General features: G+C 60.4%; 20 protein-coding genes. 12 read left to right on the forward strand and 8 right to left on the reverse strand.

Annotated features, from left to right (window positions below; all coding sequences use genetic code 11):
• Nucleotides 1-150: 150 nt before the first annotated feature.
• Nucleotides 151-1,626 carry an NAD(P)H-hydrate dehydratase gene (locus tag JZY08_RS07755; RefSeq protein WP_216329851.1) on the reverse strand — a complete coding sequence of 492 codons (1,476 nt, stop codon included), beginning with the start codon at nt 1,624-1,626 and terminating at the stop codon, nt 151-153.
• A gap of 358 nt (nt 1,627-1,984) precedes the next feature.
• On the opposite strand from JZY08_RS07755, the gene JZY08_RS07760 reads away from it, so the two are divergent.
• From JZY08_RS07760 to hspQ, 4 genes are all read left to right on the forward strand, one after another.
• The gene (locus tag JZY08_RS07760) at nt 1,985-2,323 is read left to right on the forward strand and encodes a P-II family nitrogen regulator (RefSeq protein ID WP_003508042.1); all 339 of its coding nucleotides are present in this window, start codon (nt 1,985-1,987) and stop codon (nt 2,321-2,323) included.
• Nucleotides 2,324-2,396: 73 nt separating this feature from the next.
• Nucleotides 2,397-3,806, forward strand: coding sequence for a type I glutamate--ammonia ligase (glnA, locus tag JZY08_RS07765; protein WP_003495537.1), 1,410 nt, complete (start codon nt 2,397-2,399; stop codon nt 3,804-3,806).
• A 96-nt stretch (nt 3,807-3,902) separates the two neighbouring features.
• The gene (locus JZY08_RS07770; RefSeq protein WP_216329852.1) at nt 3,903-4,823 is read left to right on the forward strand and encodes a DMT family transporter; all 921 of its coding nucleotides are present in this window, start codon (nt 3,903-3,905) and stop codon (nt 4,821-4,823) included.
• A 92-nt stretch (nt 4,824-4,915) separates the two neighbouring features.
• Nucleotides 4,916-5,245 (forward strand): heat shock protein HspQ, encoded by a 330-nt coding sequence (hspQ, locus tag JZY08_RS07775; RefSeq protein WP_035242421.1) that lies wholly within the window; start codon nt 4,916-4,918, stop codon nt 5,243-5,245.
• 95 nt (nt 5,246-5,340) lie between these two features.
• Here the strand turns inward: hspQ and JZY08_RS07780 are convergent, their stop codons facing one another.
• Nucleotides 5,341-5,997 carry an invasion associated locus B family protein gene (locus JZY08_RS07780; protein ID WP_003495530.1) on the reverse strand — a complete coding sequence of 219 codons (657 nt, stop codon included), beginning with the start codon at nt 5,995-5,997 and terminating at the stop codon, nt 5,341-5,343.
• Nucleotides 5,998-6,323: 326 nt separating this feature from the next.
• On the opposite strand from JZY08_RS07780, the gene JZY08_RS07785 reads away from it, so the two are divergent.
• The 3 genes from JZY08_RS07785 to JZY08_RS07795 are packed head-to-tail and all read left to right on the forward strand — an operon-like array spanning nt 6,324 to nt 9,873.
• Nucleotides 6,324-8,171, forward strand: a complete 1,848-nt coding sequence (locus tag JZY08_RS07785; protein WP_216329853.1) for an extracellular solute-binding protein — start codon at nt 6,324-6,326, stop codon at nt 8,169-8,171.
• Nucleotides 8,172-8,210: 39 nt separating this feature from the next.
• Nucleotides 8,211-8,879, forward strand: coding sequence for a DsbA family oxidoreductase (locus JZY08_RS07790; RefSeq protein ID WP_137037765.1), 669 nt, complete (start codon nt 8,211-8,213; stop codon nt 8,877-8,879).
• A gap of 52 nt (nt 8,880-8,931) precedes the next feature.
• On the forward strand, nt 8,932-9,873 hold the full coding sequence (locus JZY08_RS07795; RefSeq protein ID WP_082184390.1) for a DMT family transporter: 942 nt from the start codon (nt 8,932-8,934) through the stop codon (nt 9,871-9,873).
• A 46-nt stretch (nt 9,874-9,919) separates the two neighbouring features.
• Here JZY08_RS07795 and JZY08_RS07800 read toward each other — a convergent pair whose 3' ends face one another.
• The 3 genes from JZY08_RS07800 to JZY08_RS07810 form a co-directional block, all read right to left on the reverse strand.
• Entirely contained in the window at nt 9,920-10,258 is a 339-nt protein-coding gene (locus JZY08_RS07800) for a hypothetical protein (RefSeq protein WP_035242419.1), read from the reverse strand.
• Between the two features lie 440 nt (nt 10,259-10,698).
• Complete coding sequence (gene mfd / locus JZY08_RS07805) at nt 10,699-14,196, reverse strand: transcription-repair coupling factor (protein ID WP_216329854.1); 3,498 nt, start codon at nt 14,194-14,196, stop codon at nt 10,699-10,701.
• Between the two features lie 3 nt (nt 14,197-14,199).
• A complete protein-coding gene (locus JZY08_RS07810) occupies nt 14,200-14,511 on the reverse strand; it encodes a succinate dehydrogenase assembly factor 2 (protein WP_003508031.1) in 312 nt (103 codons plus the stop codon).
• A 201-nt stretch (nt 14,512-14,712) separates the two neighbouring features.
• Between JZY08_RS07810 and JZY08_RS07815 the strand changes: the two genes are divergently transcribed.
• The 5 genes from JZY08_RS07815 (at nt 14,713) to JZY08_RS07835 (ending at nt 18,001) form a co-directional block, all read left to right on the forward strand.
• Nucleotides 14,713-14,853, forward strand: coding sequence for a hypothetical protein (locus JZY08_RS07815; protein WP_216329855.1), 141 nt, complete (start codon nt 14,713-14,715; stop codon nt 14,851-14,853).
• A gap of 63 nt (nt 14,854-14,916) precedes the next feature.
• Complete coding sequence (gene recG, locus JZY08_RS07820) at nt 14,917-17,022, forward strand: ATP-dependent DNA helicase RecG (RefSeq protein WP_216329856.1); 2,106 nt, start codon at nt 14,917-14,919, stop codon at nt 17,020-17,022.
• A gap of 14 nt (nt 17,023-17,036) precedes the next feature.
• Nucleotides 17,037-17,309 (forward strand): hypothetical protein, encoded by a 273-nt coding sequence (locus JZY08_RS07825; protein ID WP_216329857.1) that lies wholly within the window; start codon nt 17,037-17,039, stop codon nt 17,307-17,309.
• Nucleotides 17,310-17,363: 54 nt separating this feature from the next.
• The gene (locus tag JZY08_RS07830) at nt 17,364-17,621 is read left to right on the forward strand and encodes a type II toxin-antitoxin system Phd/YefM family antitoxin (RefSeq protein WP_216329858.1); all 258 of its coding nucleotides are present in this window, start codon (nt 17,364-17,366) and stop codon (nt 17,619-17,621) included.
• On the forward strand, nt 17,618-18,001 hold the full coding sequence (locus JZY08_RS07835; RefSeq protein ID WP_216329859.1) for a type II toxin-antitoxin system VapC family toxin: 384 nt from the start codon (nt 17,618-17,620) through the stop codon (nt 17,999-18,001). Before JZY08_RS07830 ends, JZY08_RS07835 begins: the two co-directional genes overlap by 4 nt.
• A gap of 3 nt (nt 18,002-18,004) precedes the next feature.
• Here JZY08_RS07835 and JZY08_RS07840 read toward each other — a convergent pair whose 3' ends face one another.
• From JZY08_RS07840 to glmS, 3 genes are read right to left on the reverse strand one after another with little or no spacing between them, the layout of a single operon-like run.
• Nucleotides 18,005-18,673 (reverse strand): DUF502 domain-containing protein, encoded by a 669-nt coding sequence (locus JZY08_RS07840; RefSeq protein WP_003495510.1) that lies wholly within the window; start codon nt 18,671-18,673, stop codon nt 18,005-18,007.
• A 13-nt stretch (nt 18,674-18,686) separates the two neighbouring features.
• Nucleotides 18,687-19,190, reverse strand: coding sequence for a GNAT family N-acetyltransferase (locus tag JZY08_RS07845; protein WP_216329860.1), 504 nt, complete (start codon nt 19,188-19,190; stop codon nt 18,687-18,689).
• Entirely contained in the window at nt 19,187-21,013 is a 1,827-nt protein-coding gene (gene glmS / locus JZY08_RS07850) for a glutamine--fructose-6-phosphate transaminase (isomerizing) (RefSeq protein WP_216329861.1), read from the reverse strand. Before glmS ends, JZY08_RS07845 begins: the two co-directional genes overlap by 4 nt.
• Nucleotides 21,014-21,029 lie beyond the last annotated feature (16 nt).

The following is a 21,029-nucleotide window of genomic DNA, read 5'->3' on the forward strand; positions in this document are numbered from 1 at the left end:
GTGAAAAGACTCTCTCGCGATCAAGGACTTGATCGCACTGGACCCCGGATCAAGTCCGGGGTGACGGAGTGCGGATGATGGAACTGTGCAAAAACCACCGGATCAGCGAGCGGTCGGCAGCCAGCAAACAGCGAACACAATCAGGCTAACTCATCCAAACGGCCGAACCGCATGGGACAAATCCTCCGCCGTCATGCCGGCTCCTGCCCTCTTGCCCGCCTCCCCATGCAGCCAGACACCGGCCGCAGCCGCTTCGAAGGCGGGGGCTCCCTGCGCCAGCAGCGCGCCGATGATGCCGGCCAGCACATCACCTGATCCGGCCGTCGCAAGGCTCGCAGGCGCATTCGTGTTGACCAGCGCCCGGCCGTCCGGCGTGGCAATCACCGTATCCGCGCCCTTATAGACCAGCACCGCGCCGCTGCGCGCCGAGGCGGCCTGCGCCCTCTCGATCTTGCTCAATCCGGCATCCTCAACAAGATCGGGAAACAGCCGCGCAAATTCTCCCTCATGCGGCGTCAGCACGAATTTTCCCGTGCCGGATGTCACGCGCTCGAACAGGGTCTCCGGACGATCCCTGAAAGCGGTGATCGCATCTGCATCCAGAACCACGGCCTTGTCGCCAAGCAGGGACACGAATTGCCGCGCCTTTTCGAGATCGCCGAAACCGGGCCCGAGAACGAATGCGCCATGGCGTTTATCCTCCAGCCAGCGCCCCAGATCCTCGGCATCATTCAGACCGGCACTCATCACCGCCGTCAGCGTCACCGCAAGCACGTCCAGCGCCTGCTTCGGGGCGGCGACCGTCACAATGCCCGCCCCCGCCTTCAGCGCCGCAATCGCCGTCATCCGGCTTGCCCCGGTGGCATGCGGCGGGCCGGAAAAGACGGTCAGGTGCCCGCGTCGGAACTTATGCGTTTCCATATCGGAACGCGGCAAGGCACCTCGCCAGACGAGCGGGTCGTTTTCCGCCACGGAGCCCTCGTAAACAGCAAGAATGCGGGAGGGAATGCCGATATCGAAAACCTCCAGCGCGCCGCACAGCTCGCGCCCCGGCATCAACAGATGGCCAGGTTTACGTGCCATGAATGTCACCGTCCGCTGCACCCTGAACGAGGCCCCGAGCGGCACGCCCCGGCGGCCACAGAGACCCGACGGCAGATCGACAGAGAGAACCGGCACTGCCGCCTCTGTCACCGCATCGATCACCCGGTTGAGTTCCGGGGGAATATCGCGGGACAATCCGGCCCCGAAAACAGCATCGATCACCACGTCGCCGGAGAGCGGCGCATAGTCGCCAAGCGGCAGTGGCCTCACCCCGCTTTGCTCGAAAGCTTTCCGCGCATCGCCCTTGAGCGCTGCGACATCGCCAAGATGATGGACCGCAACCGCTGCCCCGCTTTGCAAAAGCACACGCGCCGCCACGTAACCATCGCCGCCATTATTGCCACCGCCGCAGAGCACGACGAAACGCAGCGCCTGTGGGTAGTGACGCAGCGCCGAGGCGGCGACAGCCTGCCCCGCCCGCTCCATCAGATCGTAAAGGGGAATGCCGGATTGACCGGCCGCCGCATCGATGCGTGCCATCACAACCGGGTCGATGAGGAAGAGGTGCGACAGGGATTTCATGGCCCGATCATCCCTTCAAAACATCGGAAAGGCAATCGATACAAAAATAAGCAGATCGCCACGGCGAAATAATAGTCAAATGCATAAAATATAACCAAACCGCCCGAGCGTCGTCCGCACATCTCGAAATATTAAAGATTCCTAAAATAATACAAATCCACAGAACTGGTGATGGAATTTTCGGGTTTTGGCGAGAAATTGGCCGGAAAACCGCAAAAACCGAATGCATTTTGTGCCGGAAAGCCGAGGGAGCGAAGTTTTTTCTTCAAGCCCGCTTCCGATCTGGCACAATACGTGCATTCTTGTGGCAGAGCGGGAAGAACCTGCTTTAACGGGAGAAGCGGAGAGATATTTTCTCATGAAAAAGATCGAAGCGATCATTAAGCCTTTCAAGCTCGATGAAGTGAAGGAAGCCCTTCAGGAAGTCGGACTTCAGGGAATCACGGTCACGGAAGCAAAAGGCTTTGGTCGTCAGAAAGGCCACACGGAACTTTACCGCGGAGCGGAGTACGTCGTGGACTTTTTGCCGAAAGTGAAAGTCGAAGTCGTATTGGCGGATGAGAATGCGGAAGCCGTCATTGAGGCGATCCGCAATGCGGCACAGACCGGACGTATCGGCGACGGAAAGATTTTCGTTTCCAATATCGAGGAAGTCATCCGCATCCGTACCGGTGAAACAGGCGTGGACGCCATATAATCAGAACCAGGTCTCAAGCCGGGGAGGCTTGGGTTTTCACCTCGTCACCACCACACTCAAGGAAGACGTTTAAATGACGACCGCAAACGATATCTTGAAGCAGATCAAGGATAACGACATCAAGTTCGTGGACCTGCGCTTTACCGATCCCAAGGGCAAGCTGCAGCACGTCACCATGGATGTCGTCTGCGTTGACGAAGACATGTTCGCCGATGGCGTCATGTTCGACGGCTCCTCGATCGCCGGCTGGAAGGCCATCAACGAGTCCGACATGGTGCTGATGCCCGATCCGGCAACCGCTCACACCGACCCGTTCTTCGCCCAGTCCACGCTCGTTATCCTTTGCGACATTCTCGACCCGGTCTCGGGCGAAGCCTATAACCGCGACCCGCGCGGCACCGCAAAGAAGGCCGAAGCCTACCTCAAGGCATCCGGCATTGGCGACACCGTATTCGTCGGCCCCGAGCCGGAATTCTTCGTGTTCGACGACGTGAAGTACAAGGCCGACCCCTACAACACCGGCTTCAAGCTCGACTCGTCCGAACTGCCGTCCAACGACGACACGGACTATGAAACCGGCAACCTCGGCCACCGTCCGCGCGTCAAGGGCGGCTATTTCCCGGTTCCTCCGATCGACAGCCTGCAGGACATGCGCTCCGAAATGCTGACGGTTCTGTCGGAAATGGGCGTCGTCGTTGAAAAGCACCACCACGAAGTGGCCGCTGCACAGCACGAGCTGGGCGTGAAGTTCGACACGCTGGTTTCCAGCGCCGACAAGATGCAGATCTACAAGTACGTCGTGCACCAGGTCGCCAATGCCTATGGCAAGACGGCAACCTTCATGCCGAAGCCGATCTTCGGTGACAACGGCTCTGGCATGCACGTGCACCAGTCGATCTGGAAAGGCGGCAAACCGACCTTCGCAGGCGACGAATATGCCGGCCTGTCTGAAAACTGCCTGTACTACATCGGCGGTATCATCAAGCACGCCAAGGCCATCAACGCCTTCACCAACCCCACCACCAACTCCTACAAGCGTCTGGTGCCGGGTTATGAAGCGCCGGTTCTGCTCGCCTATTCCGCGCGCAACCGTTCCGCATCCTGCCGCATTCCCTTCGGCTCCAACCCGAAGGCAAAGCGCGTCGAAGTCCGCTTCCCGGACCCGACCCAGAACCCCTATCTCGGTTTTGCGGCCATGCTCATGGCCGGCCTTGACGGCATCAAGAACAAGATCCACCCCGGCAAGCCGATGGACAAGGACCTTTACGACCTTCCTGCCAAGGAACTGAAGAAGATCCCGACCGTCTGCGGATCGCTGCGCGAAGCGCTGGAAAGCCTCGACAAGGATCGCAAGTTCCTGACCGCCGGCGGCGTGTTCGACGACGACCAGATCGACTCTTTCATCGAGCTGAAGATGCAGGAAGTCATGCGTTTCGAAATGACCCCGCATCCGGTCGAATTCGACATGTACTACTCGGCCTGATCGGCATTCGGGACGCTCTTTGGGGCGTCCCTTTCCATTCCGGCGGCTTCCCAGGAGGCCGCCGTTTTCTTTTGAAGCCCAGCCATATTGCGAACAATGTCGAACAAGCCAGCCTCTCAGCAAACCCGCCTCACGGACTGGCTCATCTTTCTGGCTGTGCCGTTCTTTTTCTCCAGCAATGTCATTTTCGGTCGCGGCGTCGTCGGCGAAGTGTCGCCCTTCATCGCCGCCTTCATCCGCTGGATTGGATCGACCCTTATCATCGCACCTTTCATGATCGCCGACTGGCGAAACTGCCTCGCCTTCGTGCGCCATAAAACGCTGCTCTGGCTCGTTCTCGGCATTCTCGGCATGGGCATCTGCGGCGGCGTGGTCTATTGGGGCCTGACCATGACGACGGCCGCCAACGGCACCCTGATCTATACGACGTCGTCGCTGTTCATCATTCTGTTCCAGCGCATCTTCCAGGGCCGCCCCATCAGAAAGCTCGAAGTCGCTGGAATGATCATCGCCTTTGCGGGCGTGGCAGCCATCGTGCTCAAGGGCGATATGTCCGCTCTCTGGCACTTGAATTTCAACATCGGCGATTTCGCCATATTGACGGCGGCGATTGCCTTTGCGGTCTATTCGCTGCTGCTGCGTGATCCGGCGGCGCGGCAGATGGCCTCATTCAGCCTGTTCGGCCTGATCGCGCTCTCCGGCGCGCTTGTCCTTCTGCCGCCTGCCGCGCTGGAACTGGCGCAGGGCGGATTGCTGCCGGCCACCCCGATAGCCTGGGCAAAGATCGGCGGCATCATCCTTTTTGCCTCGCTGCTTGCCTTTTATTACTTTACACATACGGTGCGCGTTTTCGGCCCCGCCACGGCGGGGATCACGCTCTATATGATGCCGCCCGTGTCGATCCTGATGGCCACGCTCTTCCTTGGCGAGACCTTCGAGACCTATCACGCCATCGGCATCGTGCTCGTCACCGGCGGCGTCGTCATCGCCACGGCGCCGATCGGCCGCAGGGCCTGAACGCCCAGGCGGTGGCCAAGGGCGGCACAACCGCTAGCCCTTGATATTTCGCATTCCGCACCCAACTATTAGTGGGAAAGGAAGTTCATGCCATGAAACAAAGAGACGCAAAATTCACGCTTGGCGAGATCGTCCGCCACAAGGTGTTTCCGTTCCGCGGTGTGGTCATCGACGTGGACCCGGAATATGCCAATACCGAGGAATGGTGGAACGCCATCCCTGCGGAAATCAGGCCGGATCGCGACCAGCCCTTCTATCATCTTCTGGCCGAAAACGAGGAGACTGAATATGTCGCCTATGTTTCCGAGCAGAACCTCGTCCACGACGAAAGCGAGACACCGCTGCGCAATCCCAATATCGGCCGCATCTTCGACAAGGCGCCGAATGGAGAATGGCGCCCGAAGATGTCGACCGCACATTGAACGCGGTTAAGGCGGCGGACCTCACCAATCCCGAGACATAAAAAAACCGGTCTGATTCCAGACCGGTTTTTTGTTCTTGAAGCTTGCGCTTGCAATCAGGGCTTCGGCGCGCCCTTTGCGGCGTCCTGGGCGGCTTCCAGCTTCTTGCGGGCCTCTTCAGCCTTCTTCTGCATGCCTTCCTGAAGGCTGCGCTGGCTTTCGGCAAGCTGCGACTGGCTGATCGCCGGGCCGTCATAAGCACCCGTGAAGCCGGTCAGCGCAATCTTGATGGGGTTCGGCGCGCGGCGGAAGTTGATCGAGGTGAAGACCACCTCGCTACCCTTCTTCAGCGATGCGATCATGGCGTCCGTCAGCGGAACTTCGGCCGTGCACTTGTCGGGAAGGCAAACGGCGTAATCGAGCTTCTGGCCCTTGCCGCCGTCGATCTGCATCATCACGCCCGGGGGCACGAGACGCGCGGTCGGAACGGAGACCTGCAGCAGCTTGCGGTTAACCTTGCCTTCGACGGTGATGAGGCCGACAGCGGTGATCATCTGGCCGTTCTGGGCAAGAACCACGTTCTGCACAACGCAGACATCGTTGTCTTCCTGCTTGGAGCAGGTCTTGAACCAGCCGAGCGGAGGAGCGCCGGCTCCCTGAGCCGCGGGAGCAGCATCCTGCGCCTGCGAGATGGCCGGAGCGGACATTGCGCCGAGAGAGAGGACCAGAGCGGACAGAGCCGTCCGGGTGAATGTGTTTGCCTTTTGCATCATAAGAGTTCCGTCTCCTGAATGTCTGCCAGAACAGCACCGCTAAGGTTCTGCTCGCCGATGGCGGTATCCTTCTGCCCGTTCAACTGTCGTTTAAATGAGGCAAATGCGTGACCCGTCTCTTCCGGCCACCCTGTTACATGCCGATCGCGGCGATATCCAGCACTTCTTTAACTTTTTCTTGAGGTGGGCCAAGATTTCCCGCCCTCGCATGGGTCCGGCCATGGGCCTGTGCTACATATTTGCCAGAATCATAACGAAAAAACCAATCATGACGATAAACCGATCATCATGACAAATCGGACGGACAGTTGAGACAGGATAATAAGATGCGCGACCTTGCGGCCCTCATCCCCGCATTGTTTCTTTTGGGTTCATCCCTGCTTCCCGCCGGGAGCGCCCAGGCGCAGCCGCTTCATGGCATTTCCATGCACGGCACGCCGGCGCTGCCGGCAGATTTCCACCACTTCCCCTATGTCAATCCGGATGTGAAGAAAGGCGGCCGCATTTCCTATGGTGTCGTCGGCACCTTCGATAGCCTCAACCCCTTCGTTCTCAAGGGAATGCGCACCACGGCGCGCGGCGTCTGGGACCCGGAATTCGGCAATCTCCTCTACGAACCGCTGATGCAGCGCTCAAGCGACGAGCCTTTCAGCCTTTACGGCCTGCTGGCCGAAACCGCGGAATGGGATGAAGAGCGCACTTTCATCCAGTTCAACATCAATCCCAGGGCCAAGTGGTCGGATGGCGAACCGGTGACGCCTGACGATGTGATCTTCACCTTCAACCTCCTGAAGGAAAAAGGCCGCCCGCCTTTCAACAGCCGCCTCGACGGTGTGGCGAAGCTGGAAAAGATCGGCGATCACGGCGTGCGTTTCACCTTCAACGACAGGGCGAACCGCGAAACGCCGCTCATTCTCGCCTCCTCCACCCCGATTTTGCCGAAACACGCAATCGATCCGGAAAAATTCGAGCAGGCGGGCCTCGGCCCGGTCGTCGGTTCGGGTCCGTACCGAATCAAGACCCTGCGGCCGGGAGAGCGAATCATCTGGGAGCGAAACCCGGACTACTGGGGCAAGGACATTCCAAGCAAGGTCGGCTTCGAGAATTACGACGAGATCAGCGTCACCTATTTCCTCCAGGTCACCACCATGTTCGAGGCCTTCAAGAAGGGCGATATCGACATCTATCCCGAAGGCGACGCCATCAACGGCACCTCCGACACCTCGCATTGGGGGCAGGCCTACAACTTCCCCGCCGTCCATCGCGGCGATATCGCCAAGGACGTTTTCCAGCCGCGCCTGCCATCCGGCATGTTCGGCCTGGTTTTCAACACCCGCCGCGCGGTCTTTGCCGACGAAAAGGTGCGCGAGGGCCTGTCCTACGCGCTTGATTTCGAATGGATGAACAAGAACATCCTCGGCGGCGCCTTCAAGCGTACGCAGAGCTATTGGCAGAATTCCGCGCTCGGCGCCTATGGCAATGCCGCCGACGAGCGCGAGCTTGCGCTGCTCGGCGATGCGGCCAAAACCATGCCACCCGAACTTCTGGCGGGAACCTACGCCCTGCCGACCACAGACGGGACCGGTGCGGATCGCAAGGTCCTGAAACTGGCAGTCGATAAGCTGAAAGAGGCCGGATACAGCATCAAGAATGGCAAAATGTCCGACGCCAATGGCCGTCAGCTTGCATTCGAGATCATGACGCAGAACCCGGCGCAGGAGCGCATCGCACTTGCCTATCAGCGTTCGCTGAACCTGATCGGCGTCGCCATGGGCATCCGTTCTGTTGACGACGGCCAGTATCAGGCCCGCTCCAACAGCTTCGATTACGACATGATCATCCGCTCCCTGCCCTCCTCGCTTTCGCCGGGGGCCGAGCAGCTCAACCGCTGGAGTTCACTGTCGCGGGATGCACAGGGCAGCTTCAACTATGCGGGCGCGGCGAGCCCCGACATAGACCGCATGATCGAGGCCCTTTTGCAGGCCCGCTCGACGGAGGATTTCCAGGCGGCTGTGCGCGGTTATGACCGCCTGCTGGTTGCCGGTCACTACGTCATTCCGCTCTACTACATCGGCGCACAATGGATAGCCCGCTGGAAATATATCGACCGCCCGGATATGACCCCGATATCAGGCAATCAGAAACAGACCTGGTGGGATGCACGGGCGCAATAGACCGCCCCTGCCCGGTCCAAGACAACGGAAGATAAAGCCATGGAACGCATCGTTATCGACGTCGTATCGGATATGGTCTGCCCCTGGTGTTATCTGGGCAAGGCGAGGCTCGATCTTGCCATTGCCGAGGTGCAGGACGAAATCAGCATCGACGTGAACTGGCGGCCCTACCGCCTCAACCCGGATTATCCGCCGGAAGGCGTCGACCAGAAAGCTGCTCTCGAAGAAAAGCTCGGCAAGGAGCGCCTCGCACAGGCGCACACCACTCTGGTGCAACTCGGCAGGGAAGTCGGCATCCATTACGATTTCGATGCGATCAAGATCGGCCCGAACACGCTCGACGCCCACCGCCTGTCGCTCTGGGCACATGCCGAAGGTCGCGACGTTCAGGAGAAGATCGTCACCGGCCTGTTCAAAGCGAATTTCGAGGAAGGCCGCAACATCGGCGATCACGCCGTACTGACCGACATTGCCGAAAAGGCAGGCATGGACGCCAAGGTGGTGACGCGGCTGCTCGCATCGGATGCGGACAAGGACACCGTCATTGCAGAAATTGATGCGGCGCAGCAAATGGGCGTCGCCGGCGTGCCGTTTTTCATCCTCGACCAGAAATATGCCATCAGCGGCGCGCAAACGCCTGATGTATTAATTGCTGCACTGCGGGATATTGCAAAAATCAAGGCGGACGAGCATAAGTCGATGAACTGACGGTCGAACCACCGGCAGCTTACCCTAACCGATAAACTGTTGGTGTTTTCCCGTGTCCGACCAGACCCTGAAAGGCATTCTGCTTGCCTTCGCCGCCTTCGCTGCCTACGCATGGAGCGACGCGAGCGTTAAACTCATAGAAGGCCAGATTTCACCGATCGAATCGGCCTTCTTCGGCGCCGTCTTCGGCCTCGTTGCCCTGCCTCTCATCCGAAAGCGCAACGACCGCTGGATGGACATCGTCAGGACGACGAACCGCCCGCTCTGGCTCATCCGCTTTTTTGCCTCCGGCATCGGGGCGGTCGGCAGCGTCACCGCCTTCACGCACCTCTCCATGGCCGAAGCCTTTGCGCTGATTTTCCTGCTGCCTTCCTTCGTCACCATTATGTCTGTGGTGTTTTTGAAGGAACAGGTCGGCATCAAGCGCTGGTCGGCGGTCATCATCGGCTTTATTGGTGTGCTGATCATCCTGCGGCCCGGCTTCCGCGAACTGGGCATCGGCCATCTCGGCGCTATCCTCGGTGGTCTAAGCGGCGCGCTGTCCATCGTGATCTTCCGCGCCATGGGGCCGTCGGAAAAAAACGTCTCGCTTTATGGCGCGGGCGTGCTGGGCTGTCTGGTGATCAGCGGCCTGGCCATGATCCCCACTTTCGTGCCGCCAAGCGGCGAGCAATGGCTGCTTCTGGCCGGTTACGGCCTGTTTGCCGCCGTCGGCAACGTGCTGGTCATGTATGCCGCCCGTTACGCCCCGGCCGCCATGATCGGACCGACGCAATATAGCCAGATGCTCTGGGCCATTCTGTTCGGTTACCTTATCTTTGGCGACCATATCGATGGCTGGATGCTGATCGGCATAGCGCTCATCGTCGGCTCGGGTCTTCTGACGCTCATCCGTGAAAAACAGCGAAAAGTGCCGATGCCAGCCTCCATCGCCGCCACCGACCAGAATGTCGCCGTCGGCATCACGCCGGAAGACGCGCCCAGAACCCTTTAGTCCCGGCTCGTTCTTCCATAGCTATTTTACTGTTGGCAGCGAAGGGTCAGTCGCAGACGCGCGCGCGGTACATATCACCCCAGCTATTCTGCCGCCAGACGACGTGGCAGCGTGGATATGCGGGCTGATAGATCACCGGAGGGCCATAAACCGGCGGGCCGTAAAAAGGCTCGTCATAATAGGGGCCGCCATAGGGATGCCGCGCCCCGGCGATGATGGCGCCGCCGATAATTGCTCCAGCGATACCCGCGGCAATACCCGCGCCGCCATGCCCATGTCCGAAATGACCGCGTGCTTCCGCCTGGCTGGTGGTGGCAATTGTGGTGCCCGCAATTGTCAAAGCAACCAGACCTGCGGAGACGAACCTGTTCATCCTGGTCCACATTGTCTTGCTCCTTCGTCTTCCGGCTGCGCGTAGGTGAACGCAGCACAGGACAGGAAGACAAGACTACGCCCGCCGACGCTACCGGCGCATGTCCGTTTCATTACATCGCTGTAATGTTTGTGGAGGTTGTCAGGTCCGGTAAAGCAGACGATGTCGGACCCTTCTGTTTTCGTTTGTCTGGACGTGCTTTAGGTCTTGGCTTTCAGGGGTTTCCCATTGACGGTCGACCGGAGGCGTGTGGGGATTACCCCCCTCTGCCCTGCTGGGCATCTCCCCCTCAAGGGGGGAGATCGGAAAGAGGCGCTGACACCACTTCATTCTCGAACATCGAGATGGGCGAAACCTAGCCGCATATCGATCTCCCCCCTTGAGGGGGAGATGCCCGGCAGGGCAGAGGGGGGTAAGCCCCACACGCCTCGGTCCGCTATGGATCGACAACCTCAGGAACGCGCCAGTTCCGCCAACTGCGTCATGATCATCGCCGCACCCGCCAGCCGCTTTTCCGGCGTAGGCAGATCGCGGGTCAGGAACAGGCTGTGATCGGGGCGGATCTTCGCCATCGTGCCCTGTTTGCCGATATAGGCGACGAGGGCCGCCGGGTTCGGGAATTCCTTGTGGCGGAACTGCAGGACCACGCCCTTCGGCCCGGCATCGACTTTCTCGACATTGGCGGTGCGGCAGAGCGACTTGATGTAGACGATCTTGAGGAGATGCTGGACTTCCTTCGGCAGCGGGCCGAAACGGTCGATCATTTCCGCGCCGAAACCGTCGATCTCGCTTATATCCGCAAGCTCGCCGAGACGGCGGTAAAGACCCATGCGCAGATGCAGATCCGGCACGTAGTCTTCCGGGATCATCACCGAGGTGCCGACCGAGATTTGCGGCGACCAGCCGCTATCTTGCACCTGCTCGTCGCCCTTCACCTCGGCCACGGCCTCTTCCAGCATCTGCTGATAGAGCTCGAAGCCGACTTCCTTGATGTGACCGGACTGTTCTTCGCCGAGCAGATTGCCCGCGCCGCGAATATCAAGATCGTGGCTGGCAAGCTGGAAACCGGCGCCCAGCGTATCGAGCGACTGCAGCACTTTCAGCCGCCGCTCCGCCATCGTCGTCAATACCTTGTTGACCGGCAGGGTGAACAGCGCGAAGGCGCGCACCTTTGAACGGCCGACACGACCGCGCAGCTGGTAAAGCTGGGCGAGACCGAACATATCGGCGCGATGCACGATCAGCGTATTGGCAGTTGGTACATCAAGGCCGGATTCGACGATGGTTGTCGACAGCAGCACGTCATATTTGCCGTCATAAAAGGCGTTCATGATGTCTTCGAGTTCGCCCGCCGCCATCTGGCCATGCGCCACCGCCACTTTCAGCTCCGGCACATCCGATTGCAGGAAAGCATGGATATCGGCGAGATCGGCAAGACGCGGGCAGACGTAGAAACTCTGGCCGCCGCGATAATGCTCGCGCATCAGCGTTTCGCGGATCACCAGCGGATCGAAGGGCGAAATGAAGGTACGCACCGCCATGCGGTCCACCGGCGGCGTGGTGATCAGCGACAATTCGCGCACGCCGGTCATGGCCAGTTGCAGGGTACGCGGAATGGGCGTCGCTGAAAGCGTCAGCACATGCACGTCGCTTTTCAGCTCCTTCAGGCGCTCCTTGTGCTTCACGCCGAAATGCTGCTCCTCATCGATGATCAGCAGGCCGAGATTGGCGAAATTGATGCCCGCACCAAGCAGCGCGTGGGTGCCGACGACGATATCCGTCTTGCCGTCGGCCACTTCCTTCTTGGTGAGCGCAAGTTCCTTGGAACCGACAAGCCGCGAGGCCTGCTGAACCCGGATCGGCAGCCCGCGAAAACGCTCCGAAAAGGTGCGGAAATGCTGGCGGGAAAGCAGCGTGGTTGGCACGACGACCGCCACCTGAACGCCGTTCATGGCGGCAAGGAAGGCGGCGCGCAACGCCACTTCGGTCTTGCCGAAACCGACATCGCCGCAGATGAGGCGATCCATCGGACGCCCGGCACCGAGATCCTCGCGAACCGCGTCAATGGCGTTCAGCTGGTCTTCGGTCTCGTCATAGGGGAAGCGGGCGGCAAACTCATCGTAAAGACCGTCCGGCGCGGCCAGAACCGGCGCATGGCGCACCAGACGCGCGGCTGCGATGCGGATAAGCTCGTCTGCCATGTCGAGCAGGCGCTTCTTGAGCTTGGCCTTGCGCATCTGCCATGCGCCGCCACCCAGCCTGTCGAGCGTTGCTTCCGCAGCGTCAGAACCGTAACGCGAGAGAAGATCGATGTTTTCGACCGGCAGGAACAGCTTGGCGTCGTCGGCATAATGCAGTTCCAGGCAGGCGCGCGGTGCACCCGCCGCCTCGATGGTCTGCAGACCGACGAAGCGGCCGATACCGTGTTCGGCGTGAACGACGAGCGAACCCTCGTCCAGCCCCGCCACTTCCGAAATGAAATCCGCGCCGCGCTTGCGGCGTCTGGAGCGACGCACCATACGGTCGCCGAGAATATCCTGCTCGCCGATGATCGCGAGCGTTCCGGTCTCGAAACCGGCTTCGAGGCTGAGCACTGCCGAAGCCGCCTCACCCTTGCCGAGCCTATCGACCTCTTTCAGAGATGTCACCGGCTTGATCTTTTCAAGCCCGTGCTCGTTCAAGACCTGCAGCAGCCGGTCGAGAGAGCCTTCCGACCAGCCGGTGATCAGCACCTTCCAGCCCTTGGCGCGGCGCTCGGCAATGTGCTTCACCGCCAGATCGAAGACGTTGACCCGCTCTTCGCTATCGCCTTCGGTCGGTGGGCGTGCCCAGCGTGGCCCAACATGAGCGTCCAGCGTCGCAACCGGACGGCCTTCGGTATCGTGTTCGTTGAAGGGCGTCAGCCGCACCGCATTGACGGCGGAAAGTGCCGCCTCGAAGCTTTTGCCGTCGAGATAGATTTGCCCCGGCGATACCGGCTTGTAAGGCGCGCCCTGCGTCGATCCCTTGGTCTCGCCGGAAGCGCGACGCGCCTCGTAATAATCGAGCACCAGCTTGGAGCGCTCTTTCGCCGCCTCCCGCGCCGTGTGATCGGTGACGATGCGGAAATCCTTCAGATAATCGAAGGCGGTCTCCAGCTGCTCGTAAAACAGCGGCAGCCAGTGTTCCATGCCGGCATAACGGCGGCCTTCGGAGACGGCCTGATAAAGCGCGTCGTCGCGGGTCGCCGCGCCGAACAGCGACAGGTAATTCTTGCGGAAACGGCTGATCGTATCCGGCGTCAGCGTCACTTCGCTCATCGGGTTCAGATCAAGCGAGCGCGCCTGACCGATGGTGCGCTGGCTGGCCGGATCGAAGGTGCGGATGCTTTCCAGCGTATCGCCGAAGAAATCGAGCCGTACCGGCTCTTCCGTACCGGGAACGAAAACATCGAGAATGCCGCCGCGCACGGCAAATTCACCCACTTCACGCACCGTCGCCACCCGGTCGAAACCGTTGCGCTCCAGTCGCGCGGCGATGTCTTCCATACGGATCTGGTTGCCGGGTTTTGCGGAAAAGCCGAGGCTCTCGATGATGTCGCGCGGCGCCATCTTCTGCAGCATGGCGTTGACGGTGACGAGAACGATGGCCGGATGCGGTTTCTTCGCGTGACTGATGAGGCCGGAGAGCGCAGCCAGCCTGCGCGCCGAGGTGTCTGCGCTCGGTGACACGCGGTCATAGGGCAGGCAGTCCCAGGCAGGCAAAGTCAGCACCGGAATGTCAGGCGCGACGAAACCGAGGATCTGTTCGAGATCGGCGACCCGCTGGCCGTCCGACATCACATAGGCCACCGATGTCCCTGCCCGCGCCATGTCGGCCAAAAGCAGGGCTTCCATGCCGGAGGGCACATTTCCGATGGTCAGCGGCGTATCGGCCGACGCCACCAGCTTTGCATCGAATCCGGCTATCATGTTTCAGGCTTTCAGGGTTTCGGCTGTGACGAGATCGAAATCGGGACGATAGGAGGCGATCTTCTCAAACAGCGGCGTCTGGAATTTTTCCGGTATGGCAAGAGCGCCCGTCACCATCTTGACGAGGTCGTTATCCTCTTCCGCCATGATGATCTCAAGCTCATCGAGCTGATCGTCGGAAAGCCCGGCAATATTGTCTTCCGCGAATTGCCCGAGCACGAGATCCATCTCGCGAATGCCCCGGTGCCAGCAGCGGTAAAGTATCCGCCTGCGTCTCGGATCGAGGTCGGCACTCGTGCGCACCAGTCCAGTCATCGCATTTTCCTTCTCGTATGGATCGCGGTGCAGGGTTCAATGGTTTCATCTGCCGGTCCATCCCCACCACCCTCATTCCTGTGCCTGTCACAGGAATCCAGTCGGCGCGCGTCTGCGCGACGAATAGAGTCCCTTCAGCCCAAAGACTTGAGCTGGCTGGATCCCTGTGACAGGCACAGGGATGAGGAAGAGGAGAGCATCGTGAAAACAGCAGGCTTCGAACTTGCAGCGCGCCCTTCAATCTTTGCCTCGTCTATTGTGACCTCCTATAGAACAAGAAGCGAACGCTTGGGAACCGGTTTTTATCGAAATAATGCCACGGCAGCTAAAAACTGCCGGTGATAACCCGTCTTTGTCGGCGGGCACGTCTTGCATAACCCGCCCCCTTCCCCGATTTTGCGACACATGCGTCCGGCCATTCTCGATCCGCTGTTTGCCTCCGTTTCCACCCTTGCCGGTGTGGGGCCGAAGCTTGCTGATCTTCTGGCCAAGCTCCTCAGCCGGGAAAACGCCGACGATACCCGTGTGATCGACCTTCTGTTCCACGCACCGTCAAACGTCATCGACCGGCGCAACCGCCCGGGCATCGCGCTTGCCGCCCCCGGCGCCATTGTCACCATTCAGGGACACATCGATCGCCATCAACCCCCGCCATCCGGCAATCGTTCCGCGCCTTACCGCGTGTTCCTGCACGACGAAACCGGCGAACTGGCGCTGACCTTTTTCCGCGCTAAGGGCGACTGGCTCTCCAAGGCCCTGCCCGTCGATGAAGAAGTTCTCGTCAGCGGCAAGGTGGACTGGTTCAACGGCCGTGCCTCCATGGTGCATCCGGATTTCATGGTGAAGCTTTCCGAGGCGGAAAACCTGCCGCTGGTGGAAGCCGTTTACCCGATGACGGCTGGACTGTCTCCCAAGGTGCTGCGGCGGGCGATCGACGGCGGGCTTTCGAAACTGCCCGCCTTTCCCGAATGGATCGACGAGACGCTGAAGACCCGGCAGGGCTTCGGCGATGTGGCTTCGAGCTTCCGCGAACTGCACGACCCGCGCGACAGCGCCGATATCGAGCCGCAGGCCCCGGCGCGCAGACGTCTTGCCTATGACGAGTTCCTCGCCGGCCAGCTTTCGCTGGCGCTGGTGCGCCAGCGGCTGCGCAAGGTTGCGGGCCAGCCGATCCGCGCCAAAGGCGACGTTGCCGCAAAAATCCTCTCGCTGCTGCCATTCTCGCTGACACCTAGTCAGAACGCCGCGGTAAAGGACATCCTGACCGATATGGCAGGTGAAGACCGCATGTTGCGCCTGCTGCAGGGCGATGTCGGCGCCGGCAAGACGCTGGTGGCGCTGATGGCCATGGCAACCGCCGTCGAGGCCGGCGGACAGGCGGTGCTGATGGCCCCGACCGAAATCCTTGCCCGGCAACATTTCACCACCATCTCCAAACTCGCCAATGCCGCAGGCATCACCGTCGAGGTCCTGACCGGCCGCACCAAGGGCAAGGAGCGCCGCGAGATCGAGGAGCGTGTGGCCTCCGGCGAAGCACAGATCGTCATCGGCACCCATGCGCTGTTTCAGGATAGCGTCAGCTATAAAAACCTGGTGCTGGCCGTAGTGGACGAGCAGCACCGTTTCGGCGTTCACCAGCGCCTGCGCCTCACCGCCAAGGGCATCACACCGCACATGCTGGTCATGACCGCCACGCCCATTCCACGCACGCTGGTTCTGGCCGCCTTCGGCGACATGGATGTCTCCAAGCTCACGGAAAAACCGGCCGGCCGCAAACCCATCCAGACGGTGACGATCCCCACCGAACGGATCGGCGACATTGTCGAGCGGCTGCGCGCCGCGTTGAAGGATGGCAAGAAGGCCTACTGGATTTGCCCGCTGGTAGAGGAAACGGAAGAATCCGACCTGATGTCGGCGGAAGAACGGCACGCGGTTCTCTCGCAGATGCTCGGCGCCAATATCGGCCTCATCCACGGGCGCATGAGCGGCCCGGAGAAAGACGCCGCCATGCTGGCCTTCAAGAGCGGCGAGACCCGCCTGCTGGTGGCGACAACGGTGGTGGAAGTCGGCGTTGACGTGCCGGATGCCACGATCATGGTCATCGAACATGCCGAACGTTTCGGCCTTGCCCAGCTTCACCAGCTGCGCGGCCGCGTCGGGCGTGGCGACGAGGCCTCCACCTGCATCCTGCTCTACAAGGGGCCGCTCAGCGAAAACGGCCGCGCCCGGCTTTCCATCCTGCGCGACAGCGAGGACGGCTTCCTGATTGCGGAAGAGGACCTGAAACTGCGCGGCGAAGGCGAACTCCTCGGCACCCGCCAGTCCGGCACACCGGGCTTCCGCATCGCCAGCCTGGAGGCCCATGCCGACCTTCTGGAAATCGCCCGCAAGGACGCGGCCTATGTCATCGAGCGTGACCCCGAACTGACCGGCCCGCGCGGCGACGCGCTCCGCACCCTGCTCTATCTGCACCGCCGCGACGAAGCGATCCGCTTCCTGCACGCCGGCTGAAAGTTGTGACCGCCATGAACATGATCGACCCGCGCCGCCCGCCGCCCGCCTTCCGCAAAGGTTATGCGCTGTGTTCGCCGCAGAATATTCTGCAACCGGAGACATTTGCGAAGAGCGCGAAAAAGGCAATCGGCAAGGCGTTCAAGAAGCCCGGCCGCAAGAAGGCCTGGACGCAGGCACTGGAGGAAGGCTGGAGCGTGCGGCTGGTCTATATGCGGCTTTTCGTTCCCGTGTTCCACGCCACGACCACCGGTACGGAAGTGGATGATCTGGATGACGAGGATTGATATGGTCCATTGAATGGACTAATATAATGCTAACTTTAACGCCCGAGGTTAGCCGTGCAGATATCCGTGACGGATGCAAAAAGTCAGCTTACCGAACTGGTGCGCCGCGCCGAAGCTGGTGATGAGGTCATTCTCACCCGTCATGGCCATGCCGCCGTGCGGCTGGTTCCGGTCACTGCCGTGCCGGATAAAACATCCCGCAGAGCCGCGCTTGCAAAAGTGCGCGCGGCAATCGCGAACAGAGCAGATGACGGCCCGGACGCCGCGCATAGTCAGGATTTCCTCTATGACGAGCACGGCTTGCCCAAATGATCGTCATCGATACGTCGGCTTTGATGGCGATCCTGCTTGATGAACCCACAGCTGATGCCTGTACCGCAGCTCTCGAAACGGACGAGCCTCTGCTCATTTCCGCCGGCACTCTCGCAGAAGCCATGATCGTCGCACAACGGCGTAACCGCGTCCGCGAACTCGACATGCTGATTGAAGGGCTGAGCATCGACGTCAGACACGTCACCCCAAAATCGGCGCACGGCGTTTCCGAAGCCTATCGTATCTGGGGCAAGGGCATTCATCCGGCCGGGCTGAATTTCGGGGATTGCTTTGCCTACGATCTGGCGAAGACCGAAGGCTGCCCTGTGCTTTATGTCGGCAACGACTTTTCCCAAACGGACATCGCCAGCGTTCTCTAACCCTCAAACCGGCGCGATCATCTTCGGCGGCGTGAAATCCGGCGCCACGAGACCGCCGGATATCAGCAGTTTCGCCGCGTCTTCCGGCGTCATGTCCAGCATCACGATCTTGTCCTTGGGCACGAACAGCAGGAAACCCGCTGTCGGCACCGGTGTCGGCGGCAGGAAGACGGCGACCATCTGCTGGCCCATCTCGTTGAAACGGTGAGCGAGTTCGCCCTTGACCTCGGAGGATACGAACACCATCGCCCAGGTGCCGGACGAGGGAAACTCGATAAGGCCGACCTTCTTGAAGGAGTTCGAATGCTCCTTCAGAACGGATTCGAACAGTTGCTTGATGCTCTTGTAGATCGGCCGCACCAGCGGCATGCGGTTGAGGATGGATTCGCCGACGCCGACGATCCATTTGCCGATCAGGTTGTTGCCGAGAAAGCCGATGAGCGTGATGCCGATGACGGCGATCAGGAGGCCGAAACCGGGGATTGCCACATCGAAATATTGCTCGGGATCGTAACGGGCGGGAATATAGGGCTTAACCCAGCTATCCGCCCATTGCAGGAAGCTCCACACCAGCCACATGGTGATGGTGACGGGCGCAAGGATGAGCACGCCCGTGAGGAAGCTGTTGCGCAGACGGGCTGCGAATGAAATTTTGACTGGAATATCGGTCATTTACCGTTCGGAATTAAGCGTTGACGCTATCGAAACCCGGATGAAAACCGACAATGCCGGATGGAGTTCCGCCATGCAAGCGCAGGGCCAACAAATATTTGTCAGGAATGCCTTTGCTGTGCAGGCCGTCGAAACGCTCGAATCCGAACCGGCCGTAATAGGCGGGACTGCCCGCCAGAACGCACCCTGCCGCTTCGAGCCGATCCAGCATTGAAAGCCCCTCATGGACGAGGCGCGATCCAATGCCCTGACCTTGCCTCTCGGGAGAGACAGAAATCGGGCCAAGAGAAAACCAGCGGCCTTCCGCCTCCGAAACGGTAACGGGCGAAAAGGCGATATGACCGACGATCTGTCCGCCATCCTCCGCCACCAGAGAAACGGTGAGCGCATCCGCATCGCGCAGCCTGCCGACGATCAGGTGTTCGGTCTGGTCGCTAAACGGCATATCCCGGAACGCTGCTTCCGTCAGCGTTCCGATCGCCTCTTCGTCACCCTGCCGCTCCGGCCGGATGATCATTCCACGGTTACCGATTTCGCCAGATTGCGCGGCTGGTCCACATCCGTGCCCATGAAGACGGCGGTGTGATAGGCGAGCAGCTGGATCGGCAGCGAGAAGACCATCGGCGCGATCAGTTCATCGACATTGGGCAGCGTGATCGTCGCCATGGTATCGAGCTTGGAGGCCGCAGCCCCCTTCTCGTCAGTGATGAAGATGATGCGGCCGCCGCGCGCGGCAACTTCCTGCATGTTCGAAACGGTCTTTTCGAAGAAACGGTCATGCGGGGCGATGACGATGACCGGCATGTTCTCGTCGATCAGCGCGATCGGCCCATGCTTCAGCTCGCCGGCGGCATAACCTTCGGCATGGATATAGGAGATTTCCTTGAGCTTCAGCGCACCTTCCAGCGCCAGCGGGAAACTGGTGCCGCGGCCGAGATAAAGCACATCCTTGAAGCGCGACAGATCGCGCGACAGCGCCTCTATCTGCGGCTGGATTATGTTCAGCACCTTGCTCATGATGCGCGGCATCTCGATCAGATGCTGCACCAATTCCTTTTCCTCACCCGGCTTCAGCGTGCCGCGCGCCTTACCGGCGGCGACGGCTAGCGATGCGAGCACTGCAAGCTGGCAGGTGAAGGCCTTGGTGGAGGCGACGCCGATTTCCGGACCGGCGAGGATCGGAAAGATCGCATCGGATTCGCGGGCCATGGTCGATTCGCGCGTATTGACCACCGCGCCGATCTTCAATCCCTCCTGCTGGCAATAGCGCAGGGCCGCCAGCGTATCGGCGGTTTCTCCCGATTGCGAAATGAACAGTGCCGCCTGCGTGGGAACGAGCGGGATTTCGCGGTAACGGAATTCCGAGGCGACATCGATTTCCACCGGCAGACGCGCATAACGCTCGAACCAGTATTTGCCGATCAGGCCGGACAGATAGGCCGTGCCGCAGGCGGAAATGGCAAGGCCGGAAAGCTTGGCGAAGTCGATGGCCTTATCGGCCTCCTTCACGGTCTTGGAGGCGAAATCCACATAATGGCTGAGCGCATGGGAAATGACTTCCGGCTGCTCGTAGATTTCCTTTTCCATGAAGTGGCGGTGGTTGCCCTTGTCGACCACGAAAGCCGTCGCCTGCGACATCTGGCGCTCGCGCTTCACCGGCTTGCCGGAGAAATCGATAATTTCCGCACCTTCACGGGTGACGATGGCGCAGTCGCCATCCACCAGATAGGTGATTTCGTTGGTGAAGGGCGAGAGCGCGATGGCGTCCGATCCCAGGAACATTTCACCGCGGCCATAACCGACGGCAAGCGGCGGACCGGAACGCGCCGAAAGCAGCGTGCCGGGATCATCCTTGAACATGACGACCAGCGCATAGGCGCCGGTGACGCGGTTCAGCATCTTCAGCATCGCTTCGCGATGGCCAAGGCCTTCGCGGGTGTATTTTGCCAGAAGCTGCGCCACCACTTCGGTGTCGGTCTGGGTGGTGAAGGTGGCACCTTCGGCACTCAGCTCCTCGCGCAATTCGGAGAAATTTTCGATGATGCCGTTATGAACGACCGCAACGCCGTCGACGAAATGCGGGTGGGCGTTGGTTTCGTTCGGCACACCATGCGTCGCCCAGCGCGTATGCGCAATGCCGACCACGCCCGGCAGCGGCTCTTCGGACAATCGCTTCTCCAGATTGAAGAGCTTGCCTTCCGCCCGGCGGCGATCCATCGCGCCATTGTCGATGGTGGCGACACCAGCCGAATCGTAACCGCGATATTCGAGACGCTTCAGCGCATCGACAAGCCGTTCAGCAACAGGCTGGGTTCCGACAATTCCGACAATTCCGCACATATATTTCTCCAGACGG

The sequence above is a fragment of the Rhizobium sp. X9 genome, assembly GCF_018873185.1.
Lineage (GTDB): Bacteria > Pseudomonadota > Alphaproteobacteria > Rhizobiales > Rhizobiaceae > Agrobacterium > Agrobacterium oryzihabitans.